This is a genomic window from Petropleomorpha daqingensis, from assembly GCF_013408985.1.
GTDB lineage: Bacteria > Actinomycetota > Actinomycetes > Mycobacteriales > Geodermatophilaceae > Petropleomorpha > Petropleomorpha daqingensis.
This window is the reverse complement of record NZ_JACBZT010000001.1, coordinates 524,926-539,113: the sequence shown is the minus strand read 5'-3', so window position 1 is coordinate 539,113 and position 14,188 is coordinate 524,926. Positions and strand designations below refer to the sequence as shown.

The window sequence follows — 14,188 nt, the reverse complement described above, 5'->3', positions numbered from 1 at the left end:
GGGGAGGATCGGGGGCGTGAGCGCTCCTCGAGAGGTGACCGTCCTCGGCTCGACCGGCTCGATCGGCACCCAGGCGATCCAAGTCGCACAGCAGAACCCCGACCGGCTGCGGATCACCGCGCTGGCGGCCGGTGGTGGGGACGTCGCCCGCCTCGCCGACCAGGCGCTGACGCTCGGCGTCCGCACGGTCGCCGTCGCCAAGGCCACCGCCGCGCAGGACCTGCAGCTGGCCTTCTACGCCGCCGCGCAGCAGCGCGGCTGGGCGAAGGGGGAGTACGCCCTGCCGGAGATCCTCGCCGGGCCGCGTGCGGCCGAGGAGCTCGCCTCCCGGCCGGCCGACGTCGTCCTCAACGGGATCACCGGGTCGATCGGCCTCGGCCCGACGCTGTCCGCCCTGCACGCGGGCAACACCGTCGCCCTGGCCAACAAGGAGTCGCTGGTCGCCGGTGGAGACCTCGTCACCGCCGCGGCGAAGCCGGGCCAGCTCGTGCCGGTCGACTCCGAGCACTCCGCCCTGGCCCAGTGCCTGCGCGGTGGCGCGCGCGGCGAGGTGGCCCGGCTCGTGCTCACCGCCAGCGGGGGGCCGTTCCGCGGGCGCAGCGCCGCCGAGCTGGAAGGGGTCACCGTCGAGGACGCCCTCGCCCACCCCACCTGGGCCATGGGTCCGGTCGTCACCGTCAACTCCGCGACCCTGGTCAACAAGGGCCTCGAGCTGATCGAGGCGCACCTGCTCTTCGGCGTCCCGTACTCCGACATCGACGTCGTCGTCCACCCGCAGTCGATCGTGCACTCGATGGTGACCTTCGCCGACGGCGCGACGATCGCCCAGGCCAGCCCGCCGGACATGCGGCTGCCGATCGCGCTGGCGCTCGCCTGGCCCGACCGGCTGCCGGTGGTCCAGCCGGCGCTGGACTGGACGCAGGCCGGCAGCTGGGAGTTCTTCCCGCTCGACACCGAGGCGTTCCCCGCCGTCGGGCTGGCCCGGCGGGCCGGCGAGGCGGGCGGCGTGGTGCCCGCGATGTTCAACGCGGCCAACGAGGAGGCGGTGGCCGCTTTCCTGGCAGGTCGGCTCGCGTTCTCAGCCATCGTGCAGGTCGTCGCGCGTACCCTCGACGCCGCGCCGGAGCTCGGCGCACCCACGTGCGTGGAGGACGTGCTGGCCGCGGAGAAGTGGGCCCGGGAGCACGCCCGCGCTGCCATCGCCGGAGGCTGACCTGTCCGCTCTGCTGACCGTCCTGGGGATCGTCGCCTTCGCGCTCGGCCTGCTCTTCTCCATCGGCTTCCACGAGTTCGGCCACTTCATGTGGGCCCGGAAGTTCGGCATGCGCGTGCCGCAGTTCATGGTCGGGTTCGGCCCGACCGTGTTCTCCCGCACCAAGGGCGAGACGGAGTACGGCGTCAAGGCCGTGCCGCTGGGCGGCTACATCCGCATCGTCGGCATGATCCCGCCGGCCGAGGAGGGGGAGAGCAAGCGCGCCACGCGGATGCGCAAGTTCATCGCCGAGGTCCGCGGGCAGGCGCTCAACGACATCCGCCCCGGCGACGAGAACCGCGTCTTCTACGGCAAGCCCTGGTGGCAGCGCGTCATCGTCATGTTCGCCGGGCCGTTCCACAACCTGGTGCTGGCCGTGGTGTTCTTCGCCGTCGTCCTCACCGCCGTGGGCACCAACGTCTACACGACCCGGCTGTCCAGCGTGCCGGCCTGCGTGCTGCCCGCCGGCGCCGCGACGGCCGCCGACCAGAACGCCTGCGACGAGCCGATCATCACGTCGGGCGCGCACCTGGGCGAGAAGTGCACCCTGGGCGAGGCGAACTGCGCGAAGCCCCAGGAGAGCCCCGCGGCCGCGGCCGGGCTGCGCCCCGGCGACACGATCGTCGCCATCGGCGGCACGCCGCTGGACAGGGACGCGTTCGACAGCTGGACGACGGTGCAGGAGGAGATCCGCAGCTCGCCGGGCAAGCCCGTCGTCCTGACCATCGAACGGGACGGCGAGCGCCGCGACGTGACCGTCACCCCGATCGAGAACACCGTCTACGTCGAGGCCGGCAGCAGCGACACCGAGACCGCCGGCTTCCTCGGGGTCAGCCCCACCGCCGGGTTCGCGCGGCAGTCCGTCGGCGACGTGCCCGGCTACTTCGGGATGATCATCTCCCAGTCGGTGCAGAAGCTGGTGCAGATCCCCGAGCGGATCCCGCAGGTGTTCCGGGCGGCGTTCCTCGGTGAGAAGCGCGACCCGAATGGCCCGGTCGGCGTCGTCGGTGTCGGGCGCATCTCCGGCGAGGTCTTCGCCGAGCAGGACTTCACCGGGACGCAGAAGCTCAGCCTGTTTCTGAGCCTGCTGGCCTCGATCAACCTGGTGCTCTTCCTGTTCAACCTGCTGCCGATCTACCCGCTCGACGGGGGGCACATCGCCGGCGCCTTGTACGAACGGGCGCGGGCGGGGATCGCGCGGATGCGCGGCCGGCCCGATCCCGGCCCGTTCGACATCGCGCGGCTGATGCCGGTCGCCTATGCCGTGGCCGGGGTGTTCCTCGTGCTCTCGGCGCTGCTGGTGATCGCCGACATCGTCAACCCGATCACCATCGGCTGACGACGGAGGCCCAGGACGCAGGATTCCTGCGTCCTGGGCCTCCGTCGGGTCGGCGTGGCGGCGGTCAGCCTGCGCTGAACGGCTCGACGTCGGCCGGCCGCGACCCGCTGATCGGCGCGACGACCGGGAGGCCGGCCCAGCGGCGGGCAACTCCCAGCACCTCGCCGGGCTCGCCGGTGTAGACCCACGGGAACTCGGTCACCGAGCGGCCGATCTCCTCCAGGTGCGGCCGGGCGTCGTCCGGGGAGTCGGCCAGCCAGAACGCGTACGCGGCGATGTTGTGCGCCATGAGCCGGCCACCCGGCTGCGGGCCCTCGTGGCCGCCCAGCCAGCGCCGCACGCACTCGCGCAGCTCGGTGCGGGTGGCCCCCGCCGTCATGTGCCGGGCGGCGCGCCCGGGCCCACCGGCGCCGGTCTCCAGCTCGAGGTGGTGCTCCACGTGGGCCAGGACCGGCAGCAGGCAGACGGCCGACCCCTCCGGGGCGTCCGCCGCCAGCCCGCGCGCGGCGTCGAACATCAGCTCGGTCGAGCCCAGCCACTTGGCGCAGAGGGTCTGCAGCACCGCGTGCGAGCCCCGCACGTGGTGCGGCGCCCGCTCGAACAGGCCGTCCATGCGCCGCTGGAACTCCTCTTGCGAGATCTGCTGCCCGCGGGCCATCTCCACCAGCGTCGCCCAGGGGCCGGGGTCGGCGGGCGCCAGCTCGACGGCCCGCTCGGCCAGCCGCTGCGCCTGGGTCAGGCCGGCCTCGAAGGCCCGGAACTGCTCGGCGGAGGTCTGCTCGGCGCCGGCCGCCCCGCGCGCGTGCCAGGCCCGGGTCAGCGCCAGCTCGGCGCGCGCCAGGGTCACCAGCGGGTCCTGCGGGGAGGCGGCCAGCCACTCCTCGACCCACTGGCCGTCCAGCACCGAGGCCCAGACGAGGGCCTGCAGCCGGTCGCTGCGCACGTCGTCGTCGCCGGTGGCCGACAGCAGGGCCGCGGCCGGGCGCCACTCTCCCCGGCGGCAGGCCGCCACGGCCGCGGCGAGGTCGACGTCGTCACCGATGTCGTCGACCGGGACGATCTCGTCGCGCCCGAGCGCCCCCTCGACGGCGGTGCGGCCGCCCAGCAGGAAGGTGATGAAGCGGGAGAAGCGGACCCCGGTCAGCGCGAGCACGCCGCCGGCGGCGGCGAACCCGGTCTGGACGGGCAGCGCGCTGGTCTCGGCGAGCGGCGCGACCACCGCGTAGGTCAGCCCCCAGACGGCGACGAGCAGGGCGCCGTAACCGCCGACCGCGCTGATCGAGCGGACGCCGGTCGGGTTGAACAGGAACGGGGCGTCCTTGCGCACCCCGACCAACCAGCCCAGCCGGCTGCCGCCGATGAGGAACATGACGGCGGCGAGGAGCACGACCACGCCGGCGGTGGAGGCGACGTTCGCGCCCGTGGGGTCCAGGGTCATGGGCGGGACGGTAAGCAGGCGCGCCGTGGGTCCGGCTGCGGAACGCGCCGGTCCCGGACCGTGCAGGTCACACCCGCTCCACCTGCACCAGGGGTCGTGCGAGGGATACTGGGACCCATGGCGATCCCCGTCGACCTCGGTATGCCCGCGGCGCCCCCACCCGTGCTGGCCCCGCGTCGCACGACCCGGCAGCTGGACGTCGGTGGCGTCGGCGTCGGCAGCGACTTCCCGGTCAGCGTGCAGTCGATGACGACGACGAAGACCGCCGACGTCAACGCCACGCTCCAGCAGATCGCCGAGCTGACCGCGGCCGGCTGCCAGATCGTGCGCGTCGCCGTCCCGGACACCGACGACGCCGAGGCGCTGCCCGAGATCGCCCGGCACTCGCAGATCCCGGTGATCGCCGACATCCACTTCCAGCCGCGGTACGTCTTCGCGGCCATCGACGCCGGCTGCGCCGCCGTCCGCGTCAACCCCGGCAACATCAAGAAGTTCGACGACAAGGTCGGCGAGATCGCCAAGGCGGCCAAGGACGCCGGCATCCCGATCCGGATCGGCGTCAACGCCGGCTCGCTGGACAAGCGGCTGCTCGCCAAGTACGGCAGGGCCACGCCGGAGGCGCTGGTCGAGTCGGCGCTGTGGGAGTGCTCGCTGTTCGAGGAGCACGACTTCCGCGACATCAAGATCTCGGTCAAGCACAACGACCCGGTCGTCATGGTGCGCGCCTACGAGCTGCTCGCCGCGCAGTGCGACTACCCGCTGCACCTGGGCGTCACCGAGGCCGGTCCCGCGTTCCAGGGCACGATCAAGTCCGCCGTGGCCTTCGGCGCGCTGCTCTCCCAGGGCATCGGCGACACGATCCGCGTCTCCCTGTCGGCGCCGCCGGTGGAGGAGGTCAAGGTCGGCACCCAGATCCTCGAGTCGCTGAACCTGCGCCAGCGCGGCCTGGAGATCGTCAGCTGCCCGTCCTGCGGCCGTGCCCAGGTCGACGTCTACACCCTCGCCAACGAGGTCACCGCCGGCCTGGAGGGCATGGAGGTCCCGCTGCGGGTGGCGGTGATGGGCTGCGTGGTCAACGGTCCCGGCGAGGCCCGCGAGGCCGACCTGGGGGTCGCCTCGGGCAACGGCAAGGGGCAGATCTTCGTCAAGGGCGAGGTGATCAAGACCGTGCCCGAGTCGCAGATCGTCGAGACGCTCATCGAGGAGGCGCTGCGGCTGGCCGGCGAGCAGGCGGGGGACGACGCCCCCGCGGGCGCGCCGATCGTCACCGTCTCCTGAGCGCCCCGACCCCGCTGTGCTCGGCACGCCGACCGCCCGCGTCCTGGACGAGGCCGACGAACCGGCCGTGAGCCGGCTGCTGGCCCTCGACCCGGTGGCGGCCTGCGTGATCGCCGGCCGGGTGGAGTCCGCGGGCACCGATCCAGCCGCGCTGGGCGCCCCGCTGTGGGGGATCGGCACGGGCGACGAGCTCGACGCCGTCTGCCTGGCCGGGGCCAACCTGATCCCGTTCGCCGCCCCGGGAGCGGAACGGGCCGCCGCGGTGGCCTTCGCCGACCGCGCGCGCCGGGGCGGACGGCGCTGCTCCACGATCGTCGGCCCGGCCGCAGCCGTCGACCCGCTCTGGGACCTCCTCAGCCCCTACTGGGGGCCGTGCCGCGACCACCGACCGCGCCAGCCGCTGCTGGCCATCGACGGGGTGCCGGCGATCGCTCCCGAGCCGCGCGTCCGGCCGGTCCGCCCGTCGGAGCTGGATCTGCTCATGCCGGCGGCGATCGCCATGTTCACCGAGGAGGTCGGGATCAGCCCGCTGCGGTCGGACGGCGGCGCCGGCTACCGTGCGCGCGTCGCCGAGCTGGTGCACGCCGGGCAGTCGCTGGCCTGGATCGAGGGCGGCGAGGTGCTGTTCAAGGCCGAGATCGGCGCGGTGTCCCGCGCCGCCTGCCAGATCCAGGGCGTGTGGGTGGCGCCCGCCTACCGCGGCCGCGGTGTCGGCACCATCGGGACGGCGGCCGTCGTCGAGTACGCCCGGAAGGCGATCGCGCCGGTCGTGAGCCTCTACGTCAACGACTTCAACGCCCCGGCCCGCGCGGCCTACCGCCGGGTCGGGTTCCGCGAGGTCGGGCGGTACGCCAGCGTCTTGTTCTGAGTCGCGCCGCAGGGCCACCATGGGCACCGCCTCGCAGGGGCGTTCCCGGGGAGCCGCGATGACCACAGGGCTGATCGAGCTGTTCGAGCGCGAACCGCAGCGGGTGGCGGTGGTGCACGGGCACGTGGAGAACTCCGAGTACGACGACTTCCTCGCCGCCGCGTTCGACGAGGTCCGCACGCTGCTCAGCGACCAGCACCTCTCGCCGTCCGGGCCGCCGTTCGCCCGCTACCGCCCCACGGGCGTCGGCCTGGAGATCGACGCGGGCTACCCGGTCGACGGCGACGTCCGGCCGGCCGGTCGGGTGACCAGCACGACGCTGCCCGGCGGATCGATGGTCGTCGCCCCGCACGTGGGTGACCACGACACCGTCGGCTTCACCTACGAGACGCTGCAGGAGTGGTTGGCCGGCAACGACTACATGCCGACCGACGACCCGTGGGAGAGCTATCCGGACGGCGGATCGCGGGCGACCGTGGTCACCGTGCCGTGCCAGCGGCGGCCGACCGTGCCGCCACCGCAGTACTTCCACGCCTGACGCCGACCGAGCGTCGCACCGGGACCCGTCGGTTCCATCTGACACAGTGGCTGCCGTGCTCAACCGGCGCCGACCTGCCCTGCTGCTCACCGCGGCTCTGCTCGCCGCACCGCTGCTGACCGCCTGCTCCGGGAGCGCGCAGGAGGACGTCACGGCCGCTGCGCAGGGCTTCTTCGACGACTGGACCGGCGGCCACCCCGAGGCCGCGGCGAAGCGGACCACCGACGCCGCCGCGACCACCGCGCTGCTCGAGCAGACCGCCGAGGACCTGCCCGACGCCACGCTGAAGGCGTCGGTCGGCAAGGTCAGCGTCAAGGACGACACCGCCACCGTGGCGTGGAAGGCCACCTGGGACCTCGCGGCCGCGCCGGACTGGAGCTACGCCGCGACGCTGGACCTGAAGAAGTCCGGGGACAGCTGGAAGGTGGTGAGCGAGCCGACGATCGTCAGCCCGGAGCTCGACAAGGGCCAGCACCTCGTGCTCACCCGCAGCCTGCCCGACCGCGCGGCGATCACCGACGCCACCGGGCAGCCGCTGTTCACGCCCACCGAGGTGGTCAACGTCGGCGTCGACCCCGCCCAGGTCACCGACCTGCCCGCGCTGGCCGCCGCGCTCGGCGCCGCCACCGGGATCGATCCGCAGCAGATCATCACCGACGTCCAGAAGGCCAAGCCCGGGCAGTTCGTCCCGGTCATCACGCTGCGCCGTCCCGACTTCGAGGCGATCCGCGCCCAGGTGTTCGACCTGCCCGGTGCGGTGTTCCCGACCGACACCCGGCTGCTGGCGCCGTCCTCCCGGTTCGCGCTGGCGCTGCTGGGCCGGGTCGGCGGGGCCACCGCCGAGGTGATCGACGACAGCAAGGGTTCCGACGGCAAGCCGCGCTACGCCGCCGGCGACCAGCTGGGGCTCTCCGGCCTGCAGAAGGCCTTCCAGGAGCAGCTGACCGGCACGCCCGGCTTCACCGTGGCGGTGGCCAGCACCGACGCGAGCACCGGCGACCAGGGACGGCAGATCGCCTCGGTCGCGCCGAAGCCGGGGACGCCGATCCAGACGCCGCTGGTCCCGGCGATCCAGAACGCCGCCGACGCCGCCGTCGCCGGCCAGCAGCTGCCCACGCACATCGTCGTCGTCCGGCCCGGCACCGGCGAGGTCCTCGCCGTCTCGTCCAACCCGGCTGCCGACCCGGGCAACGCGCTGCGCGGCCAGTTCCCGCCCGGCTCGAGCATGAAGACGATGACCGCGACGGCGCTGCTGTCGGCCGGGACGGTCACCCCCGACACGACGGTGCCCTGCCCCGGGACGACGACCGTCGACGGGCGCGAGTTCGAGAACGAGGACCAGTTCGACCTCGGCACCGTGTCGCTGACCGAGGCCTTCGCGCAGTCCTGCAACACCAGCTTCATCCAACTCGGCGTCCAGCTGCCCGACGACGCGCTGGCGAAGGCGGCCGCCTCGTACGGGGTGGGCAGCGACTGGCACCTGCCGATCGGCATCTTCAGCGGCACGGTGCCCGCCGACGCGACCGGGACGACGAAGGCCGCCGACCAGATCGGCCAGGGGCAGGTGCTGATGAGCCCGGCCCAGATGGCGCTGGTCGCTGCGGGCATCGCCAGCGGCAAGCCCGCCGCGCCGGTCGAGGTGGTCGGCGCCGACGCGGCCGGCCCGGCGCCGACCGGCCCGGCGCAGCAGGTGCTCGACGCGCTGCGGCCGATGATGCGCCAGGTCGTGCTCACCGGGACGGCCAAGGCCCTCGGCGACCGGGGCGAGGTCTACGGCAAGACCGGGACCGCGGAGTTCGGCGACAAGACGCCGCCGGACGCGCACGGCTGGTTCGTCGGCTACCAGCTCGGCGGGCCGCAGGGCGACATCGCCTTCGCCTGCCTGGTCGAGGGCGGCCAGTCCAGCAGCGCCGCCGTCGCCGTCATCGACGCGTTCCTCGGCAACCTGGGCTGAGCCCGGCCGCGACTGTGCGCCCAGTCGTCCTTCGCTCGCGTGCGAAGGGCGGCTGAGCGCACAACGGCCAGGATCAGGCGACCTGGGCAGACGGGATGTGCCGGAAGGCCATCCACTCGGCGCGCTCGTAGCGGGTCTTGGTCATCGACAGCACGACCTTGATCGCGGGGCCCATGGAGCCGAAGGCCTCGGCGAGCACCGGCTGCGGGAGGCCGTCGGCGAGCCACGGCACCAGGAAGGCGAGCTTGCGGGGGTCCTTCTCGGCCTTCGCCAGCCGCTCTGCCTTCTTCCAGCCCTTGCCGGACAGGTGCCGCTGCAGGATCGGCAGCGCCTCGGCCTCCTCGTGCGCGAGGTGCCCGTAGACGCTGGCATGCGTGGCGTGCACGACCTCGGCCAGGTGGTTGCGCGTCTGCGTGTCCGGCGCGCTCGCCATCGCGGCGAACCCGGCGGCGCAGGCGGCCAGCATCGGGTCGACCACGTCGTGCTCGGCCTCCATCTCGTCGAGGGTGCTGTGCGCGCCGCGGTCGCCCTGCTCGTCGACGGCCCCGAAGAGCTCGGGCCAGATCGCCGTGTCCTCGGTGACGTGGTGGTGGTGCAGGATCTCGCCGAACCGCTCCCAGCGGGTGGCCAGCGCCGACCACGTCTGCGCGTCGTCCACCGGGGTGTTCCGGGTCGCCATGGCGAACCGGTAGAGGTCGCGCCGGAAGCCGTGGTGGGCGACGAACATGCCGCCCAGGTCGTGCGGTCCGGCGGCGGCGTGCACCTGGCCGGGCAGCTCGAGCTGGGGACGGGCGGTGGCGGGGATGGTCGCGGTCATGGGGTCCTCCGTGAGGTCTGCGTCCGGAGCGGTTGCTCTCGGTCACGCAGGACGTTGGAGGCCGGCGCTGAAATACTGCTGAAATTGCGGCGGAGCGATCACCCGCACGAAAAATCCCGTGTCGACTCCGCCCGGTCACGATCCGGCGACGTTCCGCCGATTTCCAGGCGCTCCGAGCGATCCTGAGCCGCTCACCTTCGCGGCATCGTCGGGACCCTCGCGGCGTACGGCGAGGGTGGCGACCACACGGCGAGGGTCGCTGCGCCTACTTGTCGGGGAGGCCGGGGAAGGCGCTGGTCACCGGGGTCTTGCCGGCGGTGCTGCGCCACGCGACGGCCCGCACCTCGGTCGCGCTCAGCGTGTCGACGGCGAGCGAGCGGACGTCGTGGTCGGCGGCTCCGCCCAGCACGTGCACCCATGCCGACGCGACGCCGTCCTCCAGGACGACGGCGAGGTTCGCGGCGTCCACCGCGGACAGGACCGGGAACGGCAGCGTGTAGCCCGCCTTGGCCGGCACGGGATCGGTCTTGCGCTGCTCGAGCAGCGCGACGAGACGGTCGCGGACGTCGCGGTGCGCGGCCTGGGAGTCGACGGCCGGCTGCTGGGCGCTGAGCCCCAGGGCCGCCCCGACGACGCCGTAACCCCAGACCGCGGTGTGCTCGGCGGCCAGGGCGTCCTGCAGCGCCGTCGTCTCGGTGCGGGTGTTGACCTCCCTGCTGTCGTCAGCCATGCCGCCCCCTCACGCGAACGTCCCGTCCATGCCCCGCAGCCCTGCGGCGATCGACCCGAGCAGCGCGGCGCGGGCGCCGATCTGGTCGAGGCAGGCCTTCGCGTGCGAGTCCGCGGTCGCGGCGACCTGGGTGCGCAGCCACGCCCGGGGATCCTGACCGGCCGGGACCGCCGCCGCTGACGACGCCGCCGACGCGCTCGGCCCCGGCGCCGCGGCGCGCAGCCGGTCCAGCTGCTGCTGGACCTGGGTGGCCTGGTCGGCGACCGCCCCGCCCAGGGCGGAGTCCGCCGCCGCGGCCGCCGCGAAGGCGTCCACCAGCGCCTCCTGCGCGGCCACCTGACCGGCGAGCTGGTCGGCCTGCTGCGCGGTGACCGGCGCCTTGCCGTCGGACGTGCAGCCGACCAGGAGCACTCCCAACCCCGCCGCGGAAGCCGCGAGCAGGGTGCGCCGGGAGAAGGCGAGGGAGGAGAGAGGGGTGGAGGCGACCATCGCCGCTCATCTTCCCAGCCCGTGCGCCGCGGGGCCGGGATGGTGGGGAGAACCGCGCCGTGCCGCTTCCCCGGGCGTGTCCCAGCAGCCCCGTCCGCCGCGACCGGCACCGGGAGGGCCGTCCTACGGGCCGCACCGGCGGGTGCGTGCGGGCGGTAGCCTGACGACTTCCCGCCGTTCCCCGGCCCGACCTGCACCCGGACCGCCCGGGCCGGCGGGTCGTCGCGCGCCCTGCGCCGCTCGAGGGGGGCGGCGTCCGAGCCTGGAGGAGGAACCCGTGTCCGCGTTGCGCGGCAGCCGACGGCCCGATCCGGCGACCGCACGGCTGGCCGGCTGGATCGAGCCGGTCGTCGGCTCCGCCGGGTACGACCTGGAGGAGCTCGTGGTGACCCCCGCGGGCCGCCGCAGCGTCGTCCGGGTCGTGGTCGACCGCGACGAGGGCGTCACCCTCGACGACATCGCCGAGGTGAGCAAGGCGGTCTCCGCCGTCCTCGACCAGAACGACGGTGACCTCGGCCGGGCGCCCTACGTGCTCGAGGTGACCAGCCCGGGCGTCGACCGCCCGCTCACCGAGCCCCGGCACTGGCGGCGCAACACCGGTCGGCTGGTCACCGTCCCGATCGGCCCGGCCGGGCACGAGGAGTCGGTGACCGCCCGCATCACCGAGGTCGACGACGAGGGCGTCGCGCTGGCCGTCGAGGCGAAGGGCAAGCCGGGCGCCAAGAAGCGGGCGCCGGTGGCGCGGCACGTGCCGTGGGCCGCGCTCGGCACCGGGCGGGTGCAGGTCGAGTTCGGCCGGCCGGCGGCGGGTGAGGACGACGGTCCGGACGACGAGCCGGACGACGACGGAGGAGAGCAGTGAACATCGACGTGACCGCCCTCAAGGCGGTCGAGCGCGAGAAGGGCATCCCCGCCGACACGGTCATCGAGGCGATCGAGACGGCGCTGGTGACCGCCTACCGGCACGCCGACGGCGCGGCCAAGCACGTGCGCGTCCACGTCGACCGCAAGACCGGCGAGGTCGCCGTCCTGGCGCAGGAGCTCGGGCCGGACGGCGAGGTGGTCCGGGAGTGGGACGACACCCCGTCGGACTTCGGCCGGATCGCGGCCAGCACGGCCAAGCAGGTCATCGTGCAGCGGCTGCGCGACGCCGAGCACGAGCAGACCTTCGGCGAGTACGCCGGCAAGGAAGGCGACATCGTCAGCGGCATCGTCCAGGCCGACCAGCGGCGCAACGCCAGCGGCGTGGTGATGATCGACATCGGCAAGGTCGAGGCGGTGCTCCCGGCCGCCGAGCAGGTGCCCGGCGACACCTACGCGCACGGGACGCGGATCAAGGCCTACGTCGTCTCGGTCTCGCGGACCTTCCGCGGCCCGCAGGTGACCGTCTCCCGCACCCACCCGAACCTGGTCCGCAAGCTGTTCGCGCTCGAGGTCCCGGAGATCGCCGACGGCAGCGTCGAGATCGTCGCCGTGGCCCGCGAGGCCGGGCACCGCTCGAAGATCGCCGTCCGCACCAAGGTGCCCGGGCTCAACGCGAAGGGCGCCTGCATCGGGCCGATGGGCCAGCGGGTGCGCAACGTCATGAGCGAGCTGCACGGCGAGAAGATCGACATCGTCGACTGGTCCGACGACCCCGCGACCTTCGTCGCCTCCGCGCTCAGCCCGGCGAGGGTCAGCAGCGCCCGCGTGGTCGACCCCCAGGCCAAGGCCGTGCGGGTCGTCGTCCCCGACTACCAGCTGTCGCTGGCCATCGGCAAGGAGGGGCAGAACGCCCGCCTGGCCGCCCGCCTGACCGGCTGCCGGATCGACATCCGCAGCGACGCGCAGCCCGACGACCCGGCCGCCAGCCCCTCGCCGGGGATGGGCCGGCCGCCGCTGCGGTCGGGCGCGGGCAGCGAGGCCCAACCCCAACGAGGGACGGGTCACCGTCCGCCACCCCGACGCGCGGAACATCCGGGGCCGGCCGCGCGCTAGAGTTGGCAGTGGCCGAAACGTCGATCCCGGTGCGCACCTGTGTGGGCTGCCGGAAGCGCGCTCCGGTCACCGAGCTGCTGCGTGTCGTCGCCCGGAGCGGGACCCTGGTCCCCGATCCACGGCGCCGGCTGCCCGGCCGGGGCGCATCCCTGCACCCCACGCCGGACTGCCTGCACGCGGCAGAGCGACGCCGGGCCTTCGTCCGGGCACTGCGCTGCAGCACCCCGCTGGAGGCCGGTCCGCTCCGAGCCCACGTCCTCGGCGCCTCGAGTTGAGGCGCCCTGGAGCGCGGCCCGGGCGGGCGCACCACCGCAGGACAGCACCACCCCAGTCGGACCGGCACGAGGCCGGTCCGCACGTCGGAGTCAGGACGAGCGTCGGATGAGTCAGCCGTGAAGTCCCCACGATGACCATGCACCACTAACGACGAGGTCGAGCGGGCAAGCCGCCGGCCTCACCACTGAGGAGATCCGTGCCAGGCAAAGCCCGCGTACACGAACTCGCCAAGGAGTTCGGCGTCGACAGCAAGACCGTGCTCGCCAAGCTCAAGGAGCAGGGCGAGTTCGTGAAGTCCGCCTCGTCCACCGTCGAGGCCCCCGTGGCCCGACGGCTGCGCGAGTCCTTCACGACCAACGGCAACGGTGGCGCGGCTCCGGCCGCTCCCGCCGCCCGTCCCTCCGCTCCGGCTCCGGCCGCGCCCGCCGCACCTGCGGCTCCGGCCGCGCCGGCGGCCGCCGCGCCGTCCGCTCCGGTCCGTCCGGCCGCGCCGGCTCCCGGTCCGCGTCCGGCGGCCCGTCCCGCCGCGCCGGAGGCGCCGGCCGCCCCGGCCCAGCCGGCCGCCAGCGCTCCGGCTCCGGCCGCCCCGGCCCAGCCGGCCGCCCGTCCGGCGGCTCCTGGCCCGCGGCCGACCCCGGCCGGTGGCGCCGCTCCGGGCGCACCCCGTCCGGGTGCCGCCGGTCCGCGGCCCGGTCCCCGTCCGGCCCCGCGGCCGGGCAACAACCCCTTCAGCAGTGCGCCGCGTCCGGCGCCGTCGGCCGGTGCGCCGCGTCCGGGTGCTCCGGCTCCCGGTGCGCGTCCCGGTCCCGGTGGCCCGCGTCCGGGTCCTGGCGCCGGCGGTCCCCGTCCGGCGGCCGGTCCTGGTGGCCCGCGTCCGGCGGCCGGTCCTGGTGGCCCGCGTCCCGCGCCCGGCGCCGGTGGCCCGCGTCCCGGTGGCCCGCGCCCGAACCCGGGCATGATGCCGCAGCGTCCGAGCCCCGGCATGATGCCGCCGCGGCCGGCCGGTGCCGGTCGTCCCGGCCCCGGTGGTGCCGGTGGTCGTGGTCGCCCGGGCGGTGGCCCGGGCGGTGGCGGTGGCGGTGGCTACCGTCCCGGCGGCGGTGGCGGCGGTGGCGGTGGCGCCCCGGCCGGTGCCGGCGGTGGCTTCCGCGGTGGCGGCGGTGGCCGCGGCCGTGGCCGTGGCGGCTCCGGTGCGGGTACCGCGGGTGCCTTCGGGCGTCCCGGTGGCCGCG

14 protein-coding genes and 1 pseudogene are annotated in these 14,188 nt (G+C 74.6%); 11 read left to right on the top strand and 4 right to left on the bottom strand.

The window, feature by feature from the left end; translation table 11 throughout:
• The first annotated feature begins 16 nt into the window (after window positions 1–16).
• Together dxr and GGQ55_RS02640 are read left to right on the top strand one after the other, a co-directional pair.
• Window positions 17–1,213: a 1-deoxy-D-xylulose-5-phosphate reductoisomerase gene (gene dxr, locus GGQ55_RS02645; protein ID WP_179714985.1), complete on the top strand. Its 1,197-nt coding sequence runs from the start codon at window positions 17–19 to the stop codon at window positions 1,211–1,213.
• Window positions 1,214–1,301: 88 nt separating this feature from the next.
• Window positions 1,302–2,591, top strand: a complete 1,290-nt coding sequence (locus tag GGQ55_RS02640; protein WP_246323753.1) for a M50 family metallopeptidase — start codon at window positions 1,302–1,304, stop codon at window positions 2,589–2,591.
• 64 nt (window positions 2,592–2,655) lie between these two features.
• Here GGQ55_RS02640 and GGQ55_RS02635 read toward each other — a convergent pair whose 3' ends face one another.
• Complete coding sequence (locus GGQ55_RS02635) at window positions 2,656–4,029, bottom strand: hypothetical protein (RefSeq protein WP_179714984.1); 1,374 nt, start codon at window positions 4,027–4,029, stop codon at window positions 2,656–2,658.
• A 117-nt stretch (window positions 4,030–4,146) separates the two neighbouring features.
• On the opposite strand from GGQ55_RS02635, the gene ispG reads away from it, so the two are divergent.
• The 4 genes from ispG to GGQ55_RS02615 are packed head-to-tail and all read left to right on the top strand — an operon-like array spanning window position 4,147 to window position 8,667.
• Entirely contained in the window at window positions 4,147–5,307 is a 1,161-nt protein-coding gene (ispG, locus tag GGQ55_RS02630; protein WP_218859136.1) for a flavodoxin-dependent (E)-4-hydroxy-3-methylbut-2-enyl-diphosphate synthase, read from the top strand.
• Window positions 5,308–5,323: 16 nt separating this feature from the next.
• A complete protein-coding gene (locus GGQ55_RS02625) occupies window positions 5,324–6,175 on the top strand; it encodes a GNAT family N-acetyltransferase (RefSeq protein ID WP_179714983.1) in 852 nt (283 codons plus the stop codon).
• Window positions 6,176–6,233: 58 nt separating this feature from the next.
• Window positions 6,234–6,713: a GyrI-like domain-containing protein gene (locus GGQ55_RS02620; protein ID WP_179714982.1), complete on the top strand. Its 480-nt coding sequence runs from the start codon at window positions 6,234–6,236 to the stop codon at window positions 6,711–6,713.
• A gap of 55 nt (window positions 6,714–6,768) precedes the next feature.
• Window positions 6,769–8,667 (top strand): penicillin-binding transpeptidase domain-containing protein, encoded by a 1,899-nt coding sequence (locus tag GGQ55_RS02615; RefSeq protein WP_366488593.1) that lies wholly within the window; start codon window positions 6,769–6,771, stop codon window positions 8,665–8,667.
• Window positions 8,668–8,740: 73 nt separating this feature from the next.
• On the opposite strand, the gene GGQ55_RS02610 is transcribed toward GGQ55_RS02615, so the two are convergent.
• From GGQ55_RS02610 to GGQ55_RS02600, 3 genes are all read right to left on the bottom strand, one after another.
• Complete coding sequence (locus tag GGQ55_RS02610) at window positions 8,741–9,484, bottom strand: hemerythrin domain-containing protein (protein ID WP_179714981.1); 744 nt, start codon at window positions 9,482–9,484, stop codon at window positions 8,741–8,743.
• Between the two features lie 265 nt (window positions 9,485–9,749).
• Window positions 9,750–10,214, bottom strand: coding sequence for a ferritin-like domain-containing protein (locus GGQ55_RS02605; RefSeq protein ID WP_179714980.1), 465 nt, complete (start codon window positions 10,212–10,214; stop codon window positions 9,750–9,752).
• 9 nt (window positions 10,215–10,223) lie between these two features.
• Window positions 10,224–10,703, bottom strand: coding sequence for a hypothetical protein (locus GGQ55_RS02600; protein ID WP_179714979.1), 480 nt, complete (start codon window positions 10,701–10,703; stop codon window positions 10,224–10,226).
• A 277-nt stretch (window positions 10,704–10,980) separates the two neighbouring features.
• Here GGQ55_RS02600 and rimP point away from each other — a divergent pair, with 277 nt between their 5' ends.
• The 5 genes and pseudogenes from rimP (at window position 10,981) to GGQ55_RS26685 (ending at window position 13,915) form a co-directional block, all read left to right on the top strand.
• Window positions 10,981–11,565 (top strand): ribosome maturation factor RimP, encoded by a 585-nt coding sequence (rimP, locus tag GGQ55_RS02595; protein ID WP_179714978.1) that lies wholly within the window; start codon window positions 10,981–10,983, stop codon window positions 11,563–11,565.
• Entirely contained in the window at window positions 11,562–12,680 is a 1,119-nt protein-coding gene (gene nusA / locus GGQ55_RS02590; protein ID WP_179714977.1) for a transcription termination factor NusA, read from the top strand. The genes rimP and nusA overlap by 4 nt, the downstream gene beginning before the upstream one ends.
• Before the next feature lie 8 nt (window positions 12,681–12,688).
• Entirely contained in the window at window positions 12,689–12,955 is a 267-nt protein-coding gene (locus GGQ55_RS02585; RefSeq protein WP_179714976.1) for a YlxR family protein, read from the top strand.
• A gap of 197 nt (window positions 12,956–13,152) precedes the next feature.
• A pseudogene (locus GGQ55_RS26690) lies at window positions 13,153–13,296 on the top strand (translation initiation factor IF-2 N-terminal domain-containing protein); the annotation flags it as partial.
• Window positions 13,297–13,717: 421 nt separating this feature from the next.
• Window positions 13,718–13,915, top strand: coding sequence for a hypothetical protein (locus GGQ55_RS26685; protein WP_246323752.1), 198 nt, complete (start codon window positions 13,718–13,720; stop codon window positions 13,913–13,915).
• The last annotated feature ends 273 nt before the right edge of the window (window positions 13,916–14,188 follow it).

Excerpts from the sequence above, each read along its gene's own strand:
- GGQ55_RS02640 (WP_246323753.1), top strand. The coding sequence starts at position 1,302 with ATGTGGGCCCGGAAGTTCGGCATGCGCGTGCCGCAGTTCATGGTCGGG.
- GGQ55_RS02635 (WP_179714984.1), bottom strand. The coding sequence starts at position 4,029 with ATGACCCTGGACCCCACGGGCGCGAACGTCGCCTCCACCGCCGGCGTG.
- ispG (WP_218859136.1), top strand. The coding sequence starts at position 4,147 with ATGGCGATCCCCGTCGACCTCGGTATGCCCGCGGCGCCCCCACCCGTG.
- GGQ55_RS02620 (WP_179714982.1), top strand. The coding sequence starts at position 6,234 with ATGACCACAGGGCTGATCGAGCTGTTCGAGCGCGAACCGCAGCGGGTG.
- GGQ55_RS02610 (WP_179714981.1), bottom strand. The coding sequence starts at position 9,484 with ATGACCGCGACCATCCCCGCCACCGCCCGTCCCCAGCTCGAGCTGCCC.
- GGQ55_RS02605 (WP_179714980.1), bottom strand. The coding sequence starts at position 10,214 with ATGGCTGACGACAGCAGGGAGGTCAACACCCGCACCGAGACGACGGCG.
- GGQ55_RS02600 (WP_179714979.1), bottom strand. The coding sequence starts at position 10,703 with ATGGTCGCCTCCACCCCTCTCTCCTCCCTCGCCTTCTCCCGGCGCACC.